The following is a 20268-nucleotide window of genomic DNA, read 5'->3' on the forward strand; positions in this document are numbered from 1 at the left end:
CAAACTCTTCCGAAAGTAGATCAATTGTACCTAAAGCCACGGAAGTAATAAATCACTTAAAATTAAAGGAATGGATGAATTGTGCTAATTTAAATCCATCTACATTTATCGAATTGTCGAAGGTCAGGCTATTGTATGGAAGGCAGTAAGCCGGGAGGCAATTCACTTTGCCCAGATGAAAGATAGATAAGAGGAATCTATAGGTAGCGGCAAAAATAATGGTGATAAAATAAAAGAACAGCTCTGTACAGAGCTGTTCTTCAATGTCACATCCTTCATAAAATTGGACGTTCGTTATTTTAGTTACGCTTAAAATCCAAGAAGTGGCAAAGGTAAAATGCTGCAACTTCGATAAAAAAGTTTTTCATTCCGAAATAATGAATACGCCACCACAATGAGAAATCGGATAAAATTCACACTGAACCTTTAGTAGAGAACTAATTTCATCATAAACAAAATAATATTCATCCTCATCCCAGTATTCAATACTTTCCTGACGACATGTATCTAATTTCTCCCGAGTTTCAAAGGAAATGTCTCCGATGAATATGTTACCGTCCTTTTTAAGAAGAGGAATTAGGTCCGTTATAAATGATATTTTTTCCTCGTCTGTTAAGTGGTGCAATGTGTAAGTACTTATAATAGAATCATAATTATTTTCAAAAATCTCAGGAGGTAGACCTACTGAAATATCCCACTCGTACAAGTTGGCATTAGGCATTTTAGATTGAGCAATGGAAATCATTTTTGATGAAAAATCTACTCCATCAATTTGGTGTCCATTTTCATAGAGTTTACTTGTTAAGACACCTGTTCCAAATCCAATATCTAGAACTTTGGAATTCTCCTCTTGCATCACTTCATTGAAAATCGTATTTAGTATTTTCTTATATCCGGCGAATGGATATAGATTATTCTCTTCACTGACTTGAACTGTTTGATCATAGTTATCCGACCATAAATTAAACCCTTGATTTGTTAACATGAATGCTCCTCCAATAATTATCAAATTTAGGAGCATTCAATGAAATTCTTCATGAATTACTCGTAATGTCCTCCAATAAAACAATTTTCCTGATTATAAGTAATAATATTTTCCATTGAAATCACACCTTTCAAAAGTATATTTAAACTCTAACACGGATATCTAAATATTACATTAATTAAAGAGTAATAAAAAATGTATATGAAATTGACTTTGTATTTACTGCTATCTGTTACAAGGTAAGTTTAGCCGTTACCTCCAATAATTATGAATTTCTTTTCGACATAACCTCTGCAATTCTATGAGAATTGAAGTCCTCTTCCTCATTCAATTTATCAATAATGTTAAAGTAGTCTTTTTTATTTCGATTTTGGCTTAGTTTATATGCTGCTTGGATTTCTTGTATTTTGATTTTAAATCCGACAATACCATTTAGTTGTTTTTCTAACATAGAATGTGAAAGTCTATCCCATAAAACCGGTTCCTCACGATGTTTTTCGTATTTTTGCAATAGCATTGTCAAGTCCTCTTTCAACTCTTCCTTGTCCAAAATACTGACTTCGCCATATACATGAACAGATTGATAGTTCCACGTTGGGACATTCTCCCCTTCATACCAGGAAGAAGAGATATATGCATGGGGACCCTGGAACATAACCAGTACGTCATCGGAAGTATCGAATGTTTTCCATTGAGGGTTTCCGTAAGAGAGATGCCCTGTTATAAAGTAATCATCTCCTTTTTTTGCTAATTGCATCGGCAAATGAGTAGCAATTGGTTTCCCTTGTTCTGTTGTTACGACTGTACCAAATGAGTTTTTTTGAACAAAGCTTGAAATTTCATCAAAATTATCGACTTTAAAGTAATTCGGAATATACATGATAAACCGCCTTTCTAGAATTTATAGTAGTGTTTTCGTCATGATAAAGTCCATCTGTTCTTCATCCCCCATGACAAAAGTGTGAGTTCCACTCTGGATAAATCCCTGTGTGTTATAAAATGCAATCGCATTCTCGTTCTTTTCCCACACACCAAGCCAGATTTTCTTTTTCCCGCATTCTTTCGCAATTTCCTGAGCTTTATTTAGAAGACACTTTCCAAGTCCTCGTTTTTGAAATTCACTTTTGATATATATCCTCTCAATCTCAAGTGAATCTTGATCTACGACTTCAGACTGAGCCTCATCAACGTTTAACTTTAAATATCCAGAGACCTCATTATTGAAATAAATGAAAAAGAATTGTGAAGATGTATTAGATAATTCCTTTTCTAATTGTCTAAAGGTAAATGCCATTTCCATGTAACCAGCAAGGTTCTCTGGCGAGTTCTGTTTGCTGAATGTCTTTTCAAATGTCTCAACGCTAATTTCCTGAAGGCTGTATAAATCTTCTAAAGTACACCTTTTTATATGTATAGTCATATGAATTTAATGCTCCTTTCATATTCAAATAATTTACTATCACACTTCGCTAGAGTTCTCCACTATCTAAGGATGTTTATGGGTATACGGGTACTTGCACGCCTATCCCTATTTAGTGCAACTCTTAAGCCCATCTCTCCATTTCAGTATCCTGTACGATGAGACGTAGGCTTTTTTAAGCAAAGGTGACTTCCGTTAGAGATCATAGTAATATGATAATTGACATTTTAAAAGACACAGTTTTAACAAAATAGACATGACAGAGGTTGTTTTAAAATGAAAAACATTATCTTTGCTTTAGAGAGCCATTCATCTAAATACAAACAGATATATAATCAGTTTAAATTATTAATCGAGAATGGGGATCTGCCAGCAAACGAACAATTACCATCCTTACGTCAGTTAGCAGAATCCCTGCAAGTCAGTCGCAATACGACTTTAATGGCTTATGAACAGCTCGCTGCAGAAGGCTATATCCGTGGAGCAGAAAGAAAAGGCTACACAGTTAACGAACTAGAGCCTTCCTTATTCCAAGAGGGATACATTTCTATCCCTACTAATAGTTCTGAAAGTCAAACTGAGTCGAAGACAACATTTTTAATAGACTTTAAGGCAGGCGCTGTCAATCAGAAAAACTTCCCCTTAAAAGCTTGGAGAAGAATTTCTAATTCAGTATTAGCACTTCAGGAAAGCTTTCAATATGGGGATCCCTTTGGTGAAATGTGTTTGCGTGAACAAATCGCCACTTATTTGTTTGAATCTCGCGGGGTAAAAACAGATCCGAACGCAATTATTATTGGTAGTAGCACTCAGCAAATGTTGATTAATCTTGGACATATCCTGAAGAATGATTTCGGAAGCATGATTTTGGAAGACCCCGGGTATGACGGTGCAAAAGCTGCCTTCCTATTTCATTCTTTTTCACTTGAAACTTTACTTGTTGATGAATCAGGTGCTGATTTTTCACATTTAGAAAATATGGTGTCACGTTTAATTTATGTAACGCCCTCCCACCAGAGTCCAATGGGTGTAAGTATGTCTATTCAACAAAGACAAAAACTCATTCAATGGGCCAATAATAGAGAGGGATATATTATTGAAGACGATTATGATAGTGAGTTTCGTTACACACAACAACCATTTCCAGCACTAGCTTCCATTGATTCAAAAAAAGTCATCTACCTGGGCAATTTTTCAAAATCCTTTCTTCCAGGAATCCGCTTAAGTTATATGGTTTTGCCACAGTTGCTTTTATCCCATTATAAAAAACAGTTTCAGCATTTCGAGAGCACCACTTCCCTTCTTAGCCAACTTTCAATGGCTAAATTTATGGAAGAGGGTGAATGGATCCGTCATATTAAACGAATGCGCCTTGTTTATAAGCGTAAGATGAATTGTTTAGTTTCTGAGTTAAATAAGCAATTCAAAAACCATATTTCAATCATTGGAGAACAGTCTGGTTTATACTTATTAGTTCAGATACATCAAAAACATTCTGAGAGCTGGCTGATTGAGCGTGCTGCCGCGGAAGGCATTAAAGTGTATCCTACATCCATCTATTTCATTGATAACTATCCAGAAATGCCTATGATAAAACTTGGCTTTAGTAATCTAACCTGCGATGAAATACAGAGAGGCGTAAAGATTTTAAAAGAGGCTTGGCTTTAAAACAACATCCCCGTGAGTGTCAGTTATATCAACCATCGCGGGGCATTCATTGAATTTATTAAACATTGGAATTGCCAGATTGTATAGTAGCCTTTACGCATTTATACAACCCGAATATTGAATGATTTCTTCTTCCTTTGATTAGTTTATATCCTCTAGAAAAAATCGCTTTTTATCTGTTTTCAGAACTAAACAGGTATATATAACAGATATTAAAAGCATCACAATTGCTAATGAAGCAATGACAACTCGTAAAGACAAAACATCTCCTAAGACGCCGATACCAAGTATAAACACAACCTGCACCACGCTTTGAATGAGCTGATAGATACTGGTTACTCTCCCCATTACCGCAACTGGCACATTATTTTGATAAAACGTCATGATCCCTGCATTTAAAAACACGTTAAAGAACCCTAAAATCAAAAAACCAATCACTATTGATAAAAATGACCATGAGAACGCATAAATCACATAGCCTATTGTCATCATAATTAGCCCTATAGAAATCATATATCTCAGAGAAAATTTAGTTGCAAAAATTGATAATAATATAGCACTGAGGACAGATCCTATCCCCGTTATACTCACAAGCAAGCTATAGTCAATTTCAGAAAGACCAATAACCCGCTGAGTAAAGACGACTTCTTGAGTATCCATTGTAAAAGAGAAGATCATAATTATGGTGAATCCAAGATAAATAGCAGATACATATCGATTCGCAACGAAAAAGTCTTTAACAACGATGAAATCACTCACTACTTGCGAAATCGTCAACGCAGGAACCTTATTTTGATCTATATTTTCTTTCTCTGAGAGCAATAACAGCAACATTGCCGCTACAACGAATAATACAGCGTTGATCCATAACGTAATTTCATAAGATAACCAAAAGAGCAATGCGCCTCCAATGGCTGGACCAATAATGAAAGCGCCTGAACTTGCAAAAGAACGGATTGCGTTAAACCGTTTCCTTTTTTCGAATGGCACCACAATCGTTAAATAGGTCGTAGAGGCTGGTTGAAAGAAAGAGTTCGCTATACTGAGCACAGTTAAGATTCCATAGACAACTACCATATTTGGAGCAAAAGGAATGAGACTAATGAATACAGCCCGAATTACATATGTACTCTTCATAATTTTCCTCTTACTTCTATAATCGATAAAACTTCCCGTCCAAAATTTAGTGGCGATATTCGTAAGTGGACTAATAATCCAGAGTCCCGCAACAGCTGCTGCAGAACCCGTGAGTTGAAATACAATAATATTAATCGCTATCAGGTAAATAAAGTTACCAATATTTGAAATCGCTATTGACGACAACAATATGCCAGGGTCTTTCCATTCCTTTAATGTCCGCAACTTAAAACGACTCCTCCGTGCAGAAATCTATCCACTTTACGAGTTAATCTCTTCTTTCTAACACGTTTTTTATAGTATCCAAAGAAACTGGACCCTTCTGCATGGGACGAGGACATAATCGATTATATTTGTAGACCTTCTCGTTAATTTTCTCTAACCGATCTTCTAAATCTACCGTTATATTCGCCTCATAAAAATCAGCAAGAAGGTGAACATCTTCTCGAATTTCCTGTTGTAAATTCAGCCAATGCGGCTTATATCCCGCGTCCTCAGCAATTCGTTGAAAATGTTGAAACGTATCTCCTGAGAAATATTCTTGACTCAAAGGTTTCCCTTTTCCAGGTAGATTGTCCATCCCACCCTCTTCTGCGTGCTTCTTAATGATGTCACCCATCAAGTCATTGTACGGTCCTTGAAAATTGTCTTCTTTCATCTTTTCCATACTCCTTTCGTCAGACCTGTAATAGTTTCTATCACTTGGCCAAAATGACACCCTGTACCAATAGAGAAGTCTAATTCACCATATCTACTTCTAGCTACTCATACGCTGACGTACTTTTTCACTCGCAATCAATGCATGTTTTAAACAGATAGTTGCTTGCTTATAAGCATGGAGCTCTTCATAAAATGCTGCCCATAGTGGAGCGTAGTACAATGTAAGTGAATAATACTCTTGCTGCTTGAAATAAGGGAAAACGAGTTCTTCAAGGTCTTTTAACTTCGTGATTGTGAAGTTCCCCTCACTTGCACATTTCAATAAAAGCAACTGATAGTGATGATGAGTCACATTAAATCGCTCATTCGGGTATTCGATGAATAACTGATATAGCGTTTCTTCATCCCGTTCTTGATAACTAGCACGCATCCAATTAATAACGGTATGTAAATCTTCGCCAAAGCTATTCGCTTGTTCATAATAGGACGTTGCTTCCTTAAATAATCCCTGGCATTCATAGCAATAGGCAATGTTATTATAAAGAGAGCTCCATTGCCTAGGTGTTTGAATCGCTTCAACATTTCTCAATAAGTCCTGCCCTGCTTCAAACTCTACTAATGCCTCAAGGAATCTATGTAGATCATTCAGAATAACTCCCTTCATTGAATACAACTTTAATTGAAACAAAGGTTTAAATTGGTGAGAAAAAACTTGTGTCGCACTATTGATGTAGTCTAGTGCTTGTTGGAATGAATAATAGCGATGATGTGCAAATGCCAAGTGATAAAAGTAATTTGCTTGTTCAAAACGATTAGCAGTATTCATGTAGTTACTGACATGTTGATGGTCTTCTCTAAAGATAATCTGTTGGAACTCTAAGAAGGATAAATGAAGATTCGTTGTGATAGCAATATACATTTGTGTGATTCTGTCTTGATGCCAGGTGATAAATGGTTCGATTTTTAATAGTAGCTCTCGAGCTTCGTTTATCGCATCAATAGAAAACAAGTACCGACTATAAACCAGTCCAGCTAACAAATCGATCTCTTGTTGAAAAATCCCCTTATGACAAGATTCTAATCTAGTTAATTCGTTTTCCGTAAGGCTTTCATTTGATAATAATTTTGCATATATTGTTTCAAGGAAAGAATGCTTTATCTCCAGATTCCCTTTTTCTTGATCTAGGTCAATCCCTAAGCGGGCTAATAACATTTCATATACTTTTTGTTCAGCGATGACAACACCATTTTCTATACGACTCAAGTAAGACGGTGTGCAAATTCCCACTGATACATCATCTTGCTTTAATCCTTGTTTCTGACGATGATACTTGATCAACCGTCCCCAGTTCTTTACTTCATGATCAGTCAAAATTGTCACCTCCACTTTTATTTTATCACAATATTCCATCTCCTTATTGCGTATATGATGATAAACACTAGTATTCATTTATCTATTTCTTTTGAACTTACACAAATAGAAAAAACCATTATTTATGATCGTTAACTTGAACAAAATAATGGTTGTTAAGTTTATCGAATAACCTTTGTCCTGCAAGTGAGGGTATCCATCCTTCATCATTAGGTACTGATATTTGGTACTTCGGTATGGTTTTAAAGAAGTCACAATAGGATAGTAAAGTATTCGTCTTGTTGATATAATGGGAATTATATGAAATCTCTTTCATTCTTACTCCCCTTCTTTTAGATAGCAATTCATGAGTTAAAGGTTTTTGTGTTTTTACGTATGAAGTTGTTCTAATCAAAGGAGGAATAATACGAGTGTAAAACTACCCTGTGAACATAAATTTTCAATTTTAATTACAAAGGGGTAGTAAGAATGAAAAACCAATCGTTTCGTTTTCTTTGGATCGGCCAATCATCGGCTAATCTAGGGGATGTTTTTTATATTGTCGGGATCATTTCTGTTTTATATACACTCACGGAGTCGCCTTTTGCTTTAGCATTAGTGCCTTTCATCAATATGTTTGGTCGTTTTATAAGTGGAATGATTTCTCCTTGGTTGCTGAATCGTTTTCCTTTAAAGACGTTGCTCGTTTACTCGCAAGTATGTAAGACCGCACTGTTAGTTGTCCTATCGATTATGTTAATTTTTGAAACAACTTCAGGGCTGTTCATCATTTTAATGTTTGTGGGTTCGATTGCCTTTCTAGATGGCTGGGCAGCCCCAGCAAGTCATGCTATGCTACCGCGATTAGTACCAAAAGAACAACTCGTGAAAGCGAACAGTTTCTTCTCGATTGTCTCAGAAACTGTGAATTTAGGTGGCTGGGCACTAGGAGGGGTTGCCGTCGCATTAACAAGTGGGCAATTTGTGATTTTTGGTACAGTTGGGTTGTACATCATTGCAACGCTGATGATGTTCGGAATTTACGATCCCACGCCATTCCGAAAAAAGGAAATGGAAGGTAAACGAAGTAGTGAGCTTACAGAAGGATGGCAGATTATATGGAGAAACCCGCTTTTCAGGAGTCTACATGTGATTATTATTTTTGAGGCAATCGCCAATGTTGTATGGATTGCTTCTATCCTTTATATCTTCGTGTCAGAAGTTCTCGGTCAAACGGAAGCTTGGTGGGGATACATTAATACAGCCTTCTTCTTAGGCATGATAATTGGTGGAGTCATCTGCTCTCGATTTGTACGTGGGATTTCTACAACGGTTGCTTATTCTGTTTTCATTCGGCATTAGCGTGGTCACTCTCCTTTTCGGAGTAACGTCCATTCCTTGGATTGCTATTCTACTTGTTATAGGTAATGGAATTGTTCAGCAATTGAAAGGCATTGTTAGTGAGACAATACTTCAAAAATCTGCAACTACTGAGGAGCTTCCTAAGATTTACGCCGTTCAAAGTGCTTTAATATCACTGTTATTCGGTATTTCCTCATTAAGTTTCGGAGCGATTGCAGAGCTTTGGGATGTTAGGATTACATTTATTCTTGCAGCAATTTTGTTAGGACTCGGTGCTCTATTTGCATTAATTCGCCGTCGGGATTTCATTATTACAACTGAATAATGTTCTTGAAAACCTTACCACATTAATGAACTAACAAAGACTCTCTACAAAGTGATGATATATTTTCAAGATGATGATCGTAAATGGAATCCAAGATAGAATCCAGATATTTAATCTATTGAGATAAAATTAAAAAGGACGGCAATTGCCGTCCTTTTGCTATCTCTATTCCTCTTTAATTGTCCTATTGAGATATAGAGGAAATCGCTTATAAAACAATTGCCTACTGATTACTTAAAGTTTCTATAATCGCAAAGTCATCTTCCTACTGAGATTTTCCATTGCGAAACTTTCATAAAAAGTAATAGCTTTCTCATTAAACTCCCAAACATTTAAATCTAAAGAGGATGCTTCCTTTTCTTTAGCCCATTCCACGCACGCTTTAAATAATTCTTTACCGATTCCTCTTCTTTGACAACTACTTTTAACCCCAAAATCATTCATATAGGCAAAAGTCCTCGGCGTCATAGACTGAAATGATGGTGACTCGTTCAGTTCCATTACTGCATACCCAACTACTTCTACGCCTATTTTCGCGACCAAAATATCAGTTTTTGGATCTTCCAATAATTTTCGAAAGTAGCCTTCAGGCATTACATGATCAACCTTTGTGAAAATATAGGGTAATGCTTCTGAATGTTCGTCCTGTCCATCTTTAACAATCAAGTTAATATCGTAGAATTCATCAATACTAGCCAGTTTTATATTAATTTCCATTCAAATCCCCTCCCCCACTGCATGAGTATAAATCTGCAATTCCCCTTTAAATTCACGACTTATTTTATAGAAATTGGCACGATTCTTATTGAAGAATTGCCCCCGATTGAAGAGCATACGCTTGTAATTTCCTATATTCCTCTAACTCGTCTAACAACACTTAACCCTTTTTCCATTCCATTAGAAATTCTTCCTCGGAAGTCTGTTCATCTAATGTTTCTTCTATTATTACAAAGCCATTTTTCAAATAGAAATCAACAGCATTGTTATTTTTCTTATACACGTTTAATTGTATATTTTCCCTTTGGCTTTTTATAAAATCCAATAGTCCCTTTCCATATCCTGAGCCTTGATGCTTAACATCAATGAATAATGCAGCCATATAATTATCCATCATCGATAAGAAACCAACAATATCTTTTTCATTACTTACAACATAGGTTTCCGACATTGGAAGATATTTTTCTTCCATTTCCGATTGTTTTGATTTCCAATAATTTCTATCAATAAAGTCGTGTGCGATTAAAGAACCTTCATACCATATTTCTACTAATTTATTGATTTCTGTTTCATTGTTTGATCTAATATTCACCTTATCATTCCTAACATATAAATTAGTACTTTAATTAATTTAATTGCCCATTTTGAAGTACAAACCTACACCGCAAAAGCCCCCATTTCTTGAATTGCTGGTGATGGGGGGCAGGTGTAAAGGTATCAATTGCAACACTAATAAGTAATATAGTCCAGAGGAACATAATAATAATGTTCCCTATTCTGATCAACTTAATTTGAACATCAGACAACTCAGGAATCTCTTTGTATCTCCATCGGTCTTAAAAGAAAAAACTCGCTTCTGGTTCATAGAGACTCCAAATACAAACCCCATAAACAGGTAGTGAAAATACTATGAAAATAAATAACATTATTAGAACCTCTTCAAGCTACCTATATTATTTATCCGGAAAATTCCAACTACCGTTTCAATCTAAATTCTTCTTTAACGTGATTAATTGTCCCTATTCAAAGACAACATTTATTTCGTTAACGCAATGATTGCGGAAGTTCTTTCCAGCGAATAGCATCGCTGTACTGCGCAGCTAGAAAGTTGTTCTTCTTAAAGATAAGCGCCATACAGATTAAAAAGAGATAGTGGGCTAAACCTTTACACCTTCCTTGCATATTTCACTAATTAACTCCCATAACGCGTTGTTTTCTATATTTTTTGGTCCAAGCCCATTACACTTTTCACATTGGGGCTTTGAATTCTTTTTTTCCTTAAACCCTTATAACTATTTCAGCGGTAATTAATTTTTTTGTCGTTTGTTAACTTCAATCGTAATGAACTCCGGCAAATAGCTGGGAGTACATCCTTTTGCTACTTTTTCATCTTTGTAAAGACCCGTTTTCTCACCAAGTTTCATACAACGAGCACGATTCTTTTCATCATAAACGCCTATCCATCCAGCGGTGAAATTCATAGCCCATTGAACTTCCGGTTCTTCCTGCGTAATAGTAGCTTCTAATGCAGATAGCAAGTCTGCGGTGTTATCAGGCGGTGTTTGTCCAGTCCATCTCAAACGCCCTTGATAATACCAGAAAGCTCGCCTTTGAAGAGCAGAAGGACTATTCTCCCATGATTCCATCAATGCAATTTTCTTCTTGTCTTTGGTGAGCTGATTAGCCATTAACCAATCCATTAAGTTATTTCGCTCATCAAAAGTGTGAGTCTGCATATCCTTATCAAGCATATTGAGCACTTCTTGTGAAAGAAGTTTTTTGTCCATAATTAAGATTGCTAATAGTCTGGGCAAAAACTCCTCGGTTGACCAAAGTTCCATAGCTAGTTCGTGATCTTTTTTAATGTCCTTCGCGATTTTTCGTAAGTCGCCTAGCTTAGTGTTACGATTGATCTGAGATAGAATATTTTCTGCTTTTGAAGAACGTTTTATTTCTGTATCTTTTTTCCCATCCATTTTATACACCTCCTATATTAAGTCCCTAGTTGTTGAATAATAGAAATGACGCATATTCAACAAGCGTTCACGTCTGCATAATAATTTAATCCTAACTTCATTCATTCGGATAAAGATTCCGGTACTTTTCTACTGTATGTTTAATTATATCTTTTAAAACATTGGTATCGATATCAGCCAATTTATTTACATAAATACAAGCCTTACTCTTCGTGTGTTTACCGAAGTTTTCTAATAATTCTTCCCTTTCTTCACTTTCATAGTCCAAATAAAGACTAATCTTTGCCTTTCTTGGCGAAAAACCCACTAAAGGCGCATCCCCTTCGCGTCCTGATGCATATTTATAGTGATAGCTGCCAAAGCCTATTATACTAGGACCCCACATTTTTGCCTCGTAACCAGTCACCTCTTCAAAGATTTCTAATAACTGATAGGCATCTGCCTTCTTCTTCTCATTTTCCATACTTTCAATAAAGCACGTTACACTATTGTCGTTTTCTTTCATCTTCGGTTCATTCATATATACAGTCTCCTCTCCTATTCTCTGAAAATATACTTGTTTACACTATTTTCATCACTATTAAATTCATTGGCTCGTTTGAAGAGTAGCTACGTTCTAACAACAGCACACGATTACTGACGATACGTATTTGTTCAACATTCGATAAAATTGTTTGATATTTATTTAAGCAATCCATTTATTAGTTCTGAAAGTCGTTTAAGACCTTTTTCAATTTCCACTAAAGATGCATAGGAATACGACAAGCGAAGATGTTGCTGTTCATTTTTATCATAGACACTCCCAGGATTTAATAGAATTCCTTCTTGAAGGGCTAACTCAAATAATTTTTGTGTTGAAATACCAGAGTGTAATTGAAGCCAGATATAAAATCCTCCTTTTGGAATACTCCATACTGCGATATCAGAGAAGTATGTATTTAATATCTCAACCATATAATCCCTTCTAGATTTCAGCTCTACTCTCACCCGGTTTAAATGATCCTCATATAATCCACTTTTCATCCACTTATTCACAATAAATTGCGATACGGAACTTGATCCGTAGTCTATTTGCATTTTTATATCTGCTAGCCGCTCTATAACTGATTCTGGACCTACAATCCATCCAATACGCAACCCCGGGCTTAATGATTTGGAAACACTTCCAATATACAACACGTTCCCTTGCATATCATTTGCTTTCATAGGGTTTGGGGGAGCATCATCCAACCATAATTCTCCATAAACATCATCTTCTATAATCGGGAGAGATTCTTTTTGGCAAACCTCTAAAATTTGCTGCCTTCTTTTTTCGTCCATTAAGGTTCCCGTTGGATTATGAAACGATGGAATCATATATAATAGCGAAGCATGATGTTGTCGTTTTAAACGACCAATTGAATCAAGTTTACTTCTTTCATTATCTTGAGGTATTCCTAATAATTTCATGCCTGCAGATTGAAAAACATGGACTGAATTTAAGTATGAGGGGGTTTCATGCATGATAACTGAGCCGCGTTCTAATAAACCAATTGAAATTAACTGAAGAGCTTGCAGTGCCCCTGAGACAACTAATATGGATGCAGGAGCAGCTTCAATGCCTTTCCTTTTTAAATTCTGGCTAATTGTTTCTCGCAGTTCGAGACTTCCCTTTGGCTGTTCATAGCCTAGAGATAGAGTTTCACACTCGTTAACTTTTAAAAACTTCTTCATTTGCTCAATTGGGAGTAAATCTGGGGAGAGCTCCCCTGTCCCAAGACGAATAATAGTAGGATTCGTTTCTGCTTCGTTAATTTTTTGAATGATGTTGATATTAGGCTCATGGATACCAGCACGTACATAACTGATCCAATCAGGAGGCGGTGTGGAAGCAAGGAGACTCCATGTATTATTTATCACCCTTGTACCACTTCCCGCATTAGATTCTATCAACCCATCAGCGGTCAATTCCTCAAGTGCCGTGACTATAGTGCTTCGGTTGACTTCATATTGTTTAGCTAAAATTCGTTGTGATGGTATTTTCGTACCGATTGTCCATTCCCCATTCAAAATTTTCTTTTTCATATAATTAGAGATTTGCTGATATAGAGGTATTGACATTGATTTTTGTGGTTTCCATTCCATTTCTAATACATTCCTTCTCTACTCTTTATTCTCTTCTTTCTTTAATTGTATCAAAATGGTTGGGTTCATTTCCATCCAACTGGTTGGAGACATATAAAGAAATATTCGTTATTCTTACTATACGATTAGGAGGAGAACATAATGGAACCATTACTTCACGGAATGATGCTGGCTTTCGGTTTAATTTTGCCTTTAGGCATACAAAATGTATTTATTTTTAACCAAGGAGCAACTCATAAAAAATTCACCCATGCATTGCCTGCTGTAATTACTGCCGGTGTATGTGACTCATTACTCATTTCATTGGCAGTCGGTGGTGTATCTATTATTATTCTAAGCTTCGAGTGGCTAAGAACAGTCATGTTTTTAATCGGGTTTCTCTTCTTAACATACATGGGGTGGCTAATGTGGAGAGAGAATCCTGAACTAAAGAAACAACAAGAATCCAATCTTTTCACTGCAAAACGTCAAATATTATTTGCAGCTTCGGTCTCATTATTTAATCCTCATGCCATTTTGGACACAATAGGAGTGATTGGAACAAGTTCATTAGTCTATACAGGATTTGATAAATGGATTTTCACTTTGACCTGTATGCTGATTTCTTGGATTTGGTTCTTTTCTTTAGCTATTACCGGAAAAAAAATCGGCCAAATCGATACCAGTGGAAAATTGTTAAAGCGTATGAATCAAATTTCTGCTTTGATTATTTGGGGAATGGCAGTTTATATGGGGTATCAGTTATTTGTAACAGGAGAATAATAAAATTGTACTGAGTTAAAAAAAGTTGAATACTCAGAGAAAAAATCTCTGAGTATTCGTCTATGTGTAGAACTTATTCAATTTTAACCCCTATATAATTAACAAAAAACATCTTTTATATCGAAAGTGATTCCTAAACATTCAAATGGTCCGATTGCAATATAGACGAAACTGCTTATTAAGCAAACATCTTCGATTGAAGAACTTCATCTATCTAACCACTTTATATTGTTTTTCCGTTCATATCACTATTACCTTTATATCTGCCCTTCGTACTCAATTTCCATTAACACCGAAGGTCCTTACCCCTCCATCCGACTATTTTTCACCTTCCGGATGCCCCAACCATATACAATTCCCGTTAGCAACAGTGTTACCGGTATTGCCTCATACCAGGTTCTGCCGTTCTGAACCAAAATCAGATCGTTTGGTAACATGTTCAGAAAAGGATTCAACCAGTCAAGTGAATTCCAATGGATAAATGCAGTGAGCACGTATCCTATGGCAAACGTGCCAAGTAGGGCAGCTATTGTGGACATAGTCCGTTTCAGATAGAGACTGTACAGCAAGATAAGTGCAATCACGAGCAAAATCAGACTTGTTGTGATGACCAGCCCTTTTGTCATATACTGACCAATACTCACAAATTCCATCGAGTGGTTCTTTTCAATTAAAATCGGATAACTAAAAGAACCTTTGTCTCCGAATAGGAAGCTAACGATCACCGCAGTTAAGAGTGTAATTATTAGTGCAAAGACATATAGAATAAACGCACTCCCAAACTTGCCCATTACGATGAACATTTTTTTGAATGGCTGTGTAAATAATAAGTTGATGGAATGACCTTCATATTCAGATGACAGAATTTCCCCCACCAAGAGCACAAGGAGGATGAGCGCACCTCCAAAGATCCATATGTCCACTACCTGCTTCATGAAGTTAGGTGTAGCGATACTGTATGCAGCGTATTCCGGACGGATTCCCTGTTTCAGTAACTCTTCGTTTAGTGTAATCTTTTGAATAATCTCTCCCCTTGAAAATGGACTCTCACCGCCCAACTCTTTGTAATCAAGCGTCGTTCTCCATATTTTGTTCTGCACTTTCAGATTCTCTTCCCAGTTCTCATATGAATAAGTAGACGCCAAATCGTATAGCGGATCCCGGATTTGCAGATTGACCGATTGAAGTTCTTTCTGCTTTTCATCTTCCGGGTTCTTCTCCAACATCAGAATATGCGCTCTGCCATTCGCTTGACTCGTCCGGATTTGGGCATCGATTGCTTGGCGTTCTTCTTTTGCAATTAGAGGCTGGAAGGAGAAATTACGCACGAACAGCAGAATGATGAACGCAATTAGGACGGTGAGAATAGCAATTGTCTTCTTACTGAACAGTAGTTTTTTCAGTTCAAAGAGAAATAGCGTCATCGCGGAGTCTCCTCTGTAAACAGCTCCTGATAGCGTCGTTCCGCCCCGATCTTCCGGTTTTCGATGCGAACGATGTTCAGTCCGCCCGCTTTCAACTGATCGAGCAGGAGCTGAAGCGGTGCATCCGTTTCCACAAACTCAATTTGCCCTCCTTCGTTTCTTCTAAACAATATTTCCGCTTGCTCCAGGACAGTCGCAACTTTTTCCGGCTCGTCGACAGTTATCGTATACTCGCTTCTTGAAATATCCTGCAGCGATTCTTTTAATAAAGTCCCGTCTTTCATGAAATAGATCGTATTCGTCAATCGATCTATTTCGTCGAGGTTATGAGAGGAGATGAAGATCGTCGTCCCTTGTGCGTACAATTCCAGTAAGATGTTGCGCATTGTAATGGCGCTTGAAGGATCCAAGCCATTAAGCGGTTCGTCCAGCAGCAGTTTCGGCTCATTCAAAATAGCCATCGCCAGTAGCAGGTGCTGTTTCATGCCGAGGGAATAGTTCCGCACACGTTTTTTCATATAAGCTGTCATGCCGACACGGTCGGTCACTTGTCGAATCCGCCCGTTTGGGATCTGCTGTATGCTGCACACGAACTTTAAATGGTCGTACCCTGTTAAGTCTCCGTACAGAATCCGGTTGTCCTGCAAGTAGGAGACGTCCTTGAATACAGAGATATCGGTGTTCTTCTTCCCAAGCAATTTGACGCTCCCTTCCTTGAACGACAGGAGGTTCATCATGCAGTTCAGGAGCGTCGTTTTCCCTGAACCGTTCGGTCCGACGAGCGCAATGATCTGCGGCTTGTCGACTGTAATATCGATTCCCCGTAACACATTCTGTTTCTTATACTGTTTTTGCAGGTTTTCCACTTGGATGATCATCGGATTTCCTCCTTTAGAAACGAGTTCCTCAGCTTCTTTTTAGTCGCATGCTCGACCACACATACGTAGCGACGAGCAGGAGTGCTGACGCAGTGCCAAGCACGAACAAGCCATGCTGGAACGTGAACTGGAAATTATTCCAGACCACGGCAGTCTGCATCGTGACAATATACGGTGTGGCCAAATAGGCAAATGGCAAGTATGGAGCGAGCGCGAGTCCCGCTACTTGGTTGCTGAGCTGGATGCCAAGCAGGATGACCGCGGCGGACAGGACAAGTGCTACGATGGCCCGTTTCGTCACGTAAGAAAAGAAAAACAGTAGCGCCAGAGCGAACAGCAGACCGAAGAAGAAGAGGACCGCTGTTTTGACAAGGTATACACCCATCGGAATGAATTCATAGGCATAATTTTCACCATAGATGAGTACTGGATAGTCCCAGTCCCCAAGCTTGTCGAAGCTAGCGCCGAGCCCTAAGGTCAATATCGTCATTCCAAGCAGAATAGCCGCACTGACGAGGAGCACTGTCCCGAATTTTGCCGTCAGGATAAGTGGTCTACGAATTGGCTGTGTCTTCAGGAGTTGGATTGGACCGTTCGTGCCGATGCCTTCCTTTGTCACGATGTCGCTGAACAGCAACAGGAAGAATACCAGACCGGTCAAGCCAAACAGTATGTCCGTCACCTGCTTCAGAAAATAAACGCCAACCGACGAATTCAATGTACTATGCTCAGTAACAAAGTCTTTCAGAAACTCATCGTCATTCGTGCCTTCGATTGGAAAGTTGAGATCATAGAGGGTCCGCCAAGCGTATATGTCTATCGGTAAAATCGGAGTCACGCTGTGTTCCTTCATATACTGGAACAACGCACGTCTTGTCTCCGTCGTGAACAGCGTCGGGAATGAGGACGTGTAATATTGACGGCTGACAATGAGTGTATCGAGATCGGGCCGTATCTCATCAATTTCCATCTGGAGAATGGCATTCCAGTCACCTTTCTCATAGGCTTGAAGTAATATCTCCTGTTTCTGGTTGTACTCCTGCCAGAACAGTTCTTCTTCCGACGGTTCTACATCCTCACCCTCCGACTGCTCTTCCATCTGCAGCTCGTTCTGCCGGATCTGATTACTGATTTCGAGTGCCACATCCGGCACTCTCACGGTATTCATGTAAGCGTATACAAAATAGCAGGCGATACTGAGGAAGAAGACGACGAGGAGAGTCTTGAAAAGCCCTGAAGTCCATAACTTCTTCAATTCAAATTGCAATAATCTCATTGCACAGCCTCCTTTTGAACAGCCGCCATGTCCCGGCTGGTTCGTGTTCATGGTATGTATGACTGGTAAATAAGCTTTCGAAAGTTGATCGTACAGCGTATGCAAGGCAGCCTTTAACATGCCCTGGCGTTACAGACAGCTTCTACTTCCATAGTACTTTACTGTATAGTGTAAATAAACAATATTTTGTATATTTTTAATAAATTTCCCTGTACAATGAATGTAACAGACCACTTTAACTTATTCAGAAAGGAGGAAGACAAGTATGAGGAACAGGAAAATTCGCTTCATCTTGCTGATTGCACTGCTGACGCTCACCGCCTGCAGCCCGCAGCCGCGGACCGATGTGAATCCGGTTCAAGAGACCGCAGAGCAATCGATGAGCAGCTCACCAGAAAAAAAGGAATTAGGAAGACCCGGGGAATTTTACGCTTTCAGTAACAATCAAGCCGAGTATCCATCTGATATGGTGCTAGGTCACTATTGCTGGAGTGAAAATGGAACTCCCTGCTCGGCAGAATCAAACGACCCAAGGGATCTGATGTTTGAAAAGCAGTCTGGCAGAATGAGTCCTGGAGAACGGATTCAGTTTACCATGGCCATCAATCCCGCATGGACTTGGCTCTCCGAAAATGATCTGAATACCATACAGGGCGCCCGAATTGACATCACTCAAATTTTCGAAGGAGTCGAAACACGATATGAAAACGTTGGGAGCAGCATGGATTCGCCAGAGGAACCCGGATTGTATTTCTACCTAGCGACGGTCACATGGGATTTGGAAGTAAAAGGTCAGGCGAACTATGCTTTTGCGTTTTCAGTGCAATGACAATTGATGCTGGTATGCGATCACAGTAGCTTCTTAACACCCTAAACTTCATCTGTTGCTGCCCGTTAGTGAAAAGATGGAGTTCAAAACGAAAAACCGTTTCGGGTGATAGTTTGCCGGAACGGTTTTTTCATTGATCCTTGTATAATCATACAACCTGTATTTCATCGGGTTGTTCCACAATCGCCCTCGATTCCTGAACATTATAAAGCTGAATAATATAATGATTTCTTTACTTTTTCAAAGATAAATTTACTGCTTCCAGAGCGTGTATATAGGTTGTATCAAATAGAGGAACCTCGGAATCACCTGGTTTTATTAATAGTCCAATTTCTGTACAGCCTAGTATAATCCCTTGGGCTCCAGACATTATTAGGTTTTGTATAACACTTTTATAATAATCCCTTGATTCTTGATGAATCTTACCAAGGCATAATTCATCAAAAATGATTTTGTTTACAATCTCTCTTTCTTCCGTGTTAGGCACAATAACATTTATCCCCTTAGATTCGATACGAGATTTATAAAAGTCCTGTTCCATCGTGTATCTGGTACCAAGCAAACCTATATTTGTTATCTCTTGTTTGTTAATTTGTTCTGCTGTAGCATCAGCGATATGCAATATGGGTATATTGATTTTTGATTGTATGGTATCTACAACCTTATGCATAGTATTCGTACATATAAGAATAAATTCTGCCCCAGCTTTCTCTAGTGAGCTAGCTGCATCACCCAATTTTTCACCAGCGTTTTCCCATTCACCATTGGTCTGAAAACGTTCAATCTCTTCAAAATCAACACTGTATAATAGACACTTTGCTGAGTGTAATCCACCCAATCTTTTTTTAACTTCTTCGTTGATGATTCTGTAATATTCAGCTGATGACTCCCAACTCATTCCACCAATAAGACCAATTATCTTCATATTTGATTCCCACCTTTTATTTTCTTATATTAACGTAATATCTTCTGAATACATCGCCAGCACTTTTACTGTAATATTATCTGGCCCGATTGCGATATAGTTGAAATCGCTTATAAAGCAAAAAAGTCCACGTTAATTCAAGATAGATTATATTGTTTCATCAAAGTTATCGGCAAACTGTTCTTCTGAAATTACTTGTAAATCATTTCTTCTTAATAAAGCAGTTGTAACTCCATTCCCAGCAACTTTCTCCCCCATAAACTTACCATTATAAATCGTTGAACTTCCACAGGATGGACTATACTCCTTCAGAACAACAACTGTTGCATTAACATCATTAGCTTTTTTTAAAGTAATATAAGCCCCTTTTATTGGCTTGTCAACATTAAATCGGACAATTTTTATAAGGTCCCTAATCGGTACTCAATAGGCGTTAGATAATCCAGCGT

The 20268-nt window shown here is 38.0% G+C and carries 20 protein-coding genes and 1 pseudogene; 5 read left to right on the forward strand and 16 right to left on the reverse strand.

Going from position 1 to position 20268, the window contains the following annotated elements; all coding sequences use genetic code 11:
- Positions 1-364: 364 nt before the first annotated feature.
- From ACR65F_RS14340 to paiA, 3 genes are all read right to left on the reverse strand, one after another.
- A complete protein-coding gene (locus ACR65F_RS14340; RefSeq protein WP_440504815.1) occupies positions 365-985 on the reverse strand; it encodes a class I SAM-dependent methyltransferase in 621 nt (206 codons plus the stop codon).
- A 265-nt stretch (positions 986-1250) separates the two neighbouring features.
- Entirely contained in the window at positions 1251-1865 is a 615-nt protein-coding gene (locus ACR65F_RS14345) for an FMN-binding negative transcriptional regulator (RefSeq protein ID WP_440504816.1), read from the reverse strand.
- A 21-nt stretch (positions 1866-1886) separates the two neighbouring features.
- On the reverse strand, positions 1887-2405 hold the full coding sequence (paiA, locus tag ACR65F_RS14350) for a spermidine/spermine N(1)-acetyltransferase (protein WP_440504817.1): 519 nt from the start codon (positions 2403-2405) through the stop codon (positions 1887-1889).
- Between the two features lie 276 nt (positions 2406-2681).
- Here paiA and pdxR (ACR65F_RS14355) point away from each other — a divergent pair, with 276 nt between their 5' ends.
- Positions 2682-4073: a MocR-like pyridoxine biosynthesis transcription factor PdxR gene (gene pdxR, locus ACR65F_RS14355; protein WP_440504818.1), complete on the forward strand. Its 1392-nt coding sequence runs from the start codon at positions 2682-2684 to the stop codon at positions 4071-4073.
- A 141-nt stretch (positions 4074-4214) separates the two neighbouring features.
- On the opposite strand, the gene ACR65F_RS14360 is transcribed toward pdxR (ACR65F_RS14355), so the two are convergent.
- The 3 genes from ACR65F_RS14360 to ACR65F_RS14370 all read right to left on the reverse strand — a co-directional run bounded on the left by ACR65F_RS14360 (position 4215) and on the right by ACR65F_RS14370 (position 7242).
- Positions 4215-5435, reverse strand: coding sequence for an MFS transporter (locus ACR65F_RS14360; RefSeq protein ID WP_440504819.1), 1221 nt, complete (start codon positions 5433-5435; stop codon positions 4215-4217).
- A 43-nt stretch (positions 5436-5478) separates the two neighbouring features.
- Entirely contained in the window at positions 5479-5868 is a 390-nt protein-coding gene (locus ACR65F_RS14365; protein ID WP_440504820.1) for a DnaJ family domain-containing protein, read from the reverse strand.
- A 99-nt stretch (positions 5869-5967) separates the two neighbouring features.
- Positions 5968-7242, reverse strand: a complete 1275-nt coding sequence (locus tag ACR65F_RS14370; protein ID WP_440504821.1) for a helix-turn-helix domain-containing protein — start codon at positions 7240-7242, stop codon at positions 5968-5970.
- Positions 7243-7710: 468 nt separating this feature from the next.
- On the opposite strand from ACR65F_RS14370, the gene ACR65F_RS14375 reads away from it, so the two are divergent.
- Both ACR65F_RS14375 and ACR65F_RS14380 read left to right on the forward strand, forming a co-directional pair.
- The gene (locus ACR65F_RS14375; protein ID WP_440504822.1) at positions 7711-8583 is read left to right on the forward strand and encodes an MFS transporter; all 873 of its coding nucleotides are present in this window, start codon (positions 7711-7713) and stop codon (positions 8581-8583) included.
- A complete protein-coding gene (locus tag ACR65F_RS14380; protein WP_440504823.1) occupies positions 8555-8908 on the forward strand; it encodes an MFS transporter in 354 nt (117 codons plus the stop codon). The genes ACR65F_RS14375 and ACR65F_RS14380 overlap by 29 nt, the downstream gene beginning before the upstream one ends.
- A 243-nt stretch (positions 8909-9151) precedes the next feature.
- Here the strand turns inward: ACR65F_RS14380 and ACR65F_RS14385 are convergent, their stop codons facing one another.
- The 5 genes from ACR65F_RS14385 to pdxR (ACR65F_RS14405) all read right to left on the reverse strand — a co-directional run bounded on the left by ACR65F_RS14385 (position 9152) and on the right by pdxR (ACR65F_RS14405) (position 13725).
- Positions 9152-9625 carry a GNAT family N-acetyltransferase gene (locus tag ACR65F_RS14385; RefSeq protein ID WP_440504824.1) on the reverse strand — a complete coding sequence of 158 codons (474 nt, stop codon included), beginning with the start codon at positions 9623-9625 and terminating at the stop codon, positions 9152-9154.
- A 160-nt stretch (positions 9626-9785) separates the two neighbouring features.
- On the reverse strand, positions 9786-10217 hold the full coding sequence (locus ACR65F_RS14390; RefSeq protein ID WP_440504825.1) for an N-acetyltransferase: 432 nt from the start codon (positions 10215-10217) through the stop codon (positions 9786-9788).
- A 715-nt stretch (positions 10218-10932) separates the two neighbouring features.
- On the reverse strand, positions 10933-11601 hold the full coding sequence (locus ACR65F_RS14395; RefSeq protein ID WP_440504826.1) for a DNA alkylation repair protein: 669 nt from the start codon (positions 11599-11601) through the stop codon (positions 10933-10935).
- A 97-nt stretch (positions 11602-11698) separates the two neighbouring features.
- Entirely contained in the window at positions 11699-12121 is a 423-nt protein-coding gene (locus tag ACR65F_RS14400; RefSeq protein ID WP_440504827.1) for a DUF1801 domain-containing protein, read from the reverse strand.
- Between the two features lie 161 nt (positions 12122-12282).
- Positions 12283-13725 carry a MocR-like pyridoxine biosynthesis transcription factor PdxR gene (gene pdxR, locus ACR65F_RS14405; protein WP_440504828.1) on the reverse strand — a complete coding sequence of 481 codons (1443 nt, stop codon included), beginning with the start codon at positions 13723-13725 and terminating at the stop codon, positions 12283-12285.
- 141 nt (positions 13726-13866) lie between these two features.
- Here pdxR (ACR65F_RS14405) and ACR65F_RS14410 point away from each other — a divergent pair, with 141 nt between their 5' ends.
- Positions 13867-14487: a LysE/ArgO family amino acid transporter gene (locus tag ACR65F_RS14410; protein WP_440504829.1), complete on the forward strand. Its 621-nt coding sequence runs from the start codon at positions 13867-13869 to the stop codon at positions 14485-14487.
- Between the two features lie 302 nt (positions 14488-14789).
- Here ACR65F_RS14410 and ACR65F_RS14415 read toward each other — a convergent pair whose 3' ends face one another.
- Genes ACR65F_RS14415 through ACR65F_RS14425 form a run of 3 tightly spaced genes read right to left on the reverse strand, consistent with a single transcriptional unit; the run spans position 14790 to position 18065 of the window.
- Positions 14790-15911: an ABC transporter permease gene (locus ACR65F_RS14415; protein WP_440504830.1), complete on the reverse strand. Its 1122-nt coding sequence runs from the start codon at positions 15909-15911 to the stop codon at positions 14790-14792.
- Positions 15908-16789 carry an ABC transporter ATP-binding protein gene (locus ACR65F_RS14420; protein WP_440504831.1) on the reverse strand — a complete coding sequence of 294 codons (882 nt, stop codon included), beginning with the start codon at positions 16787-16789 and terminating at the stop codon, positions 15908-15910. The genes ACR65F_RS14415 and ACR65F_RS14420 overlap by 4 nt, the downstream gene beginning before the upstream one ends.
- A gap of 28 nt (positions 16790-16817) precedes the next feature.
- Positions 16818-18065: an ABC transporter permease gene (locus ACR65F_RS14425; RefSeq protein WP_440504832.1), complete on the reverse strand. Its 1248-nt coding sequence runs from the start codon at positions 18063-18065 to the stop codon at positions 16818-16820.
- 265 nt (positions 18066-18330) lie between these two features.
- Between ACR65F_RS14425 and ACR65F_RS14430 the strand changes: the two genes are divergently transcribed.
- The gene (locus ACR65F_RS14430; protein ID WP_440504833.1) at positions 18331-18894 is read left to right on the forward strand and encodes a hypothetical protein; all 564 of its coding nucleotides are present in this window, start codon (positions 18331-18333) and stop codon (positions 18892-18894) included.
- 232 nt (positions 18895-19126) lie between these two features.
- Here ACR65F_RS14430 and ACR65F_RS14435 read toward each other — a convergent pair whose 3' ends face one another.
- Entirely contained in the window at positions 19127-19819 is a 693-nt protein-coding gene (locus ACR65F_RS14435; RefSeq protein WP_440504834.1) for an aspartate/glutamate racemase family protein, read from the reverse strand.
- Between the two features lie 147 nt (positions 19820-19966).
- Positions 19967-20191 (reverse strand): annotated as a pseudogene (locus ACR65F_RS14440) (2-thiouracil desulfurase family protein); the annotation flags it as partial.
- Positions 20192-20268 lie beyond the last annotated feature (77 nt).

The organism is Sporosarcina sp. SAFN-010, from assembly GCF_059415065.1.

Excerpts from the sequence above, each read along its gene's own strand:
- paiA (WP_440504817.1), bottom strand. The coding sequence starts at position 2,405 with ATGACTATACATATAAAAAGGTGTACTTTAGAAGATTTATACAGCCTT.
- ACR65F_RS14430 (WP_440504833.1), top strand. The coding sequence starts at position 18,331 with ATGAGGAACAGGAAAATTCGCTTCATCTTGCTGATTGCACTGCTGACG.
- pdxR (WP_440504828.1), bottom strand. The coding sequence starts at position 13,725 with ATGGAATGGAAACCACAAAAATCAATGTCAATACCTCTATATCAGCAA.
- ACR65F_RS14420 (WP_440504831.1), bottom strand. The coding sequence starts at position 16,789 with ATGATCATCCAAGTGGAAAACCTGCAAAAACAGTATAAGAAACAGAAT.
- ACR65F_RS14415 (WP_440504830.1), bottom strand. The coding sequence starts at position 15,911 with ATGACGCTATTTCTCTTTGAACTGAAAAAACTACTGTTCAGTAAGAAG.
- ACR65F_RS14425 (WP_440504832.1), bottom strand. The coding sequence starts at position 18,065 with ATGAGATTATTGCAATTTGAATTGAAGAAGTTATGGACTTCAGGGCTT.
- ACR65F_RS14400 (WP_440504827.1), bottom strand. The coding sequence starts at position 12,121 with ATGAATGAACCGAAGATGAAAGAAAACGACAATAGTGTAACGTGCTTT.
- ACR65F_RS14345 (WP_440504816.1), bottom strand. The coding sequence starts at position 1,865 with ATGTATATTCCGAATTACTTTAAAGTCGATAATTTTGATGAAATTTCA.
- ACR65F_RS14395 (WP_440504826.1), bottom strand. The coding sequence starts at position 11,601 with ATGGATGGGAAAAAAGATACAGAAATAAAACGTTCTTCAAAAGCAGAA.
- ACR65F_RS14340 (WP_440504815.1), bottom strand. The coding sequence starts at position 985 with ATGTTAACAAATCAAGGGTTTAATTTATGGTCGGATAACTATGATCAA.
- ACR65F_RS14365 (WP_440504820.1), bottom strand. The coding sequence starts at position 5,868 with ATGAAAGAAGACAATTTTCAAGGACCGTACAATGACTTGATGGGTGAC.
- ACR65F_RS14375 (WP_440504822.1), top strand. The coding sequence starts at position 7,711 with ATGAAAAACCAATCGTTTCGTTTTCTTTGGATCGGCCAATCATCGGCT.
- ACR65F_RS14435 (WP_440504834.1), bottom strand. The coding sequence starts at position 19,819 with ATGAAGATAATTGGTCTTATTGGTGGAATGAGTTGGGAGTCATCAGCT.
- ACR65F_RS14385 (WP_440504824.1), bottom strand. The coding sequence starts at position 9,625 with ATGGAAATTAATATAAAACTGGCTAGTATTGATGAATTCTACGATATT.
- ACR65F_RS14410 (WP_440504829.1), top strand. The coding sequence starts at position 13,867 with ATGGAACCATTACTTCACGGAATGATGCTGGCTTTCGGTTTAATTTTG.
- pdxR (WP_440504818.1), top strand. The coding sequence starts at position 2,682 with ATGAAAAACATTATCTTTGCTTTAGAGAGCCATTCATCTAAATACAAA.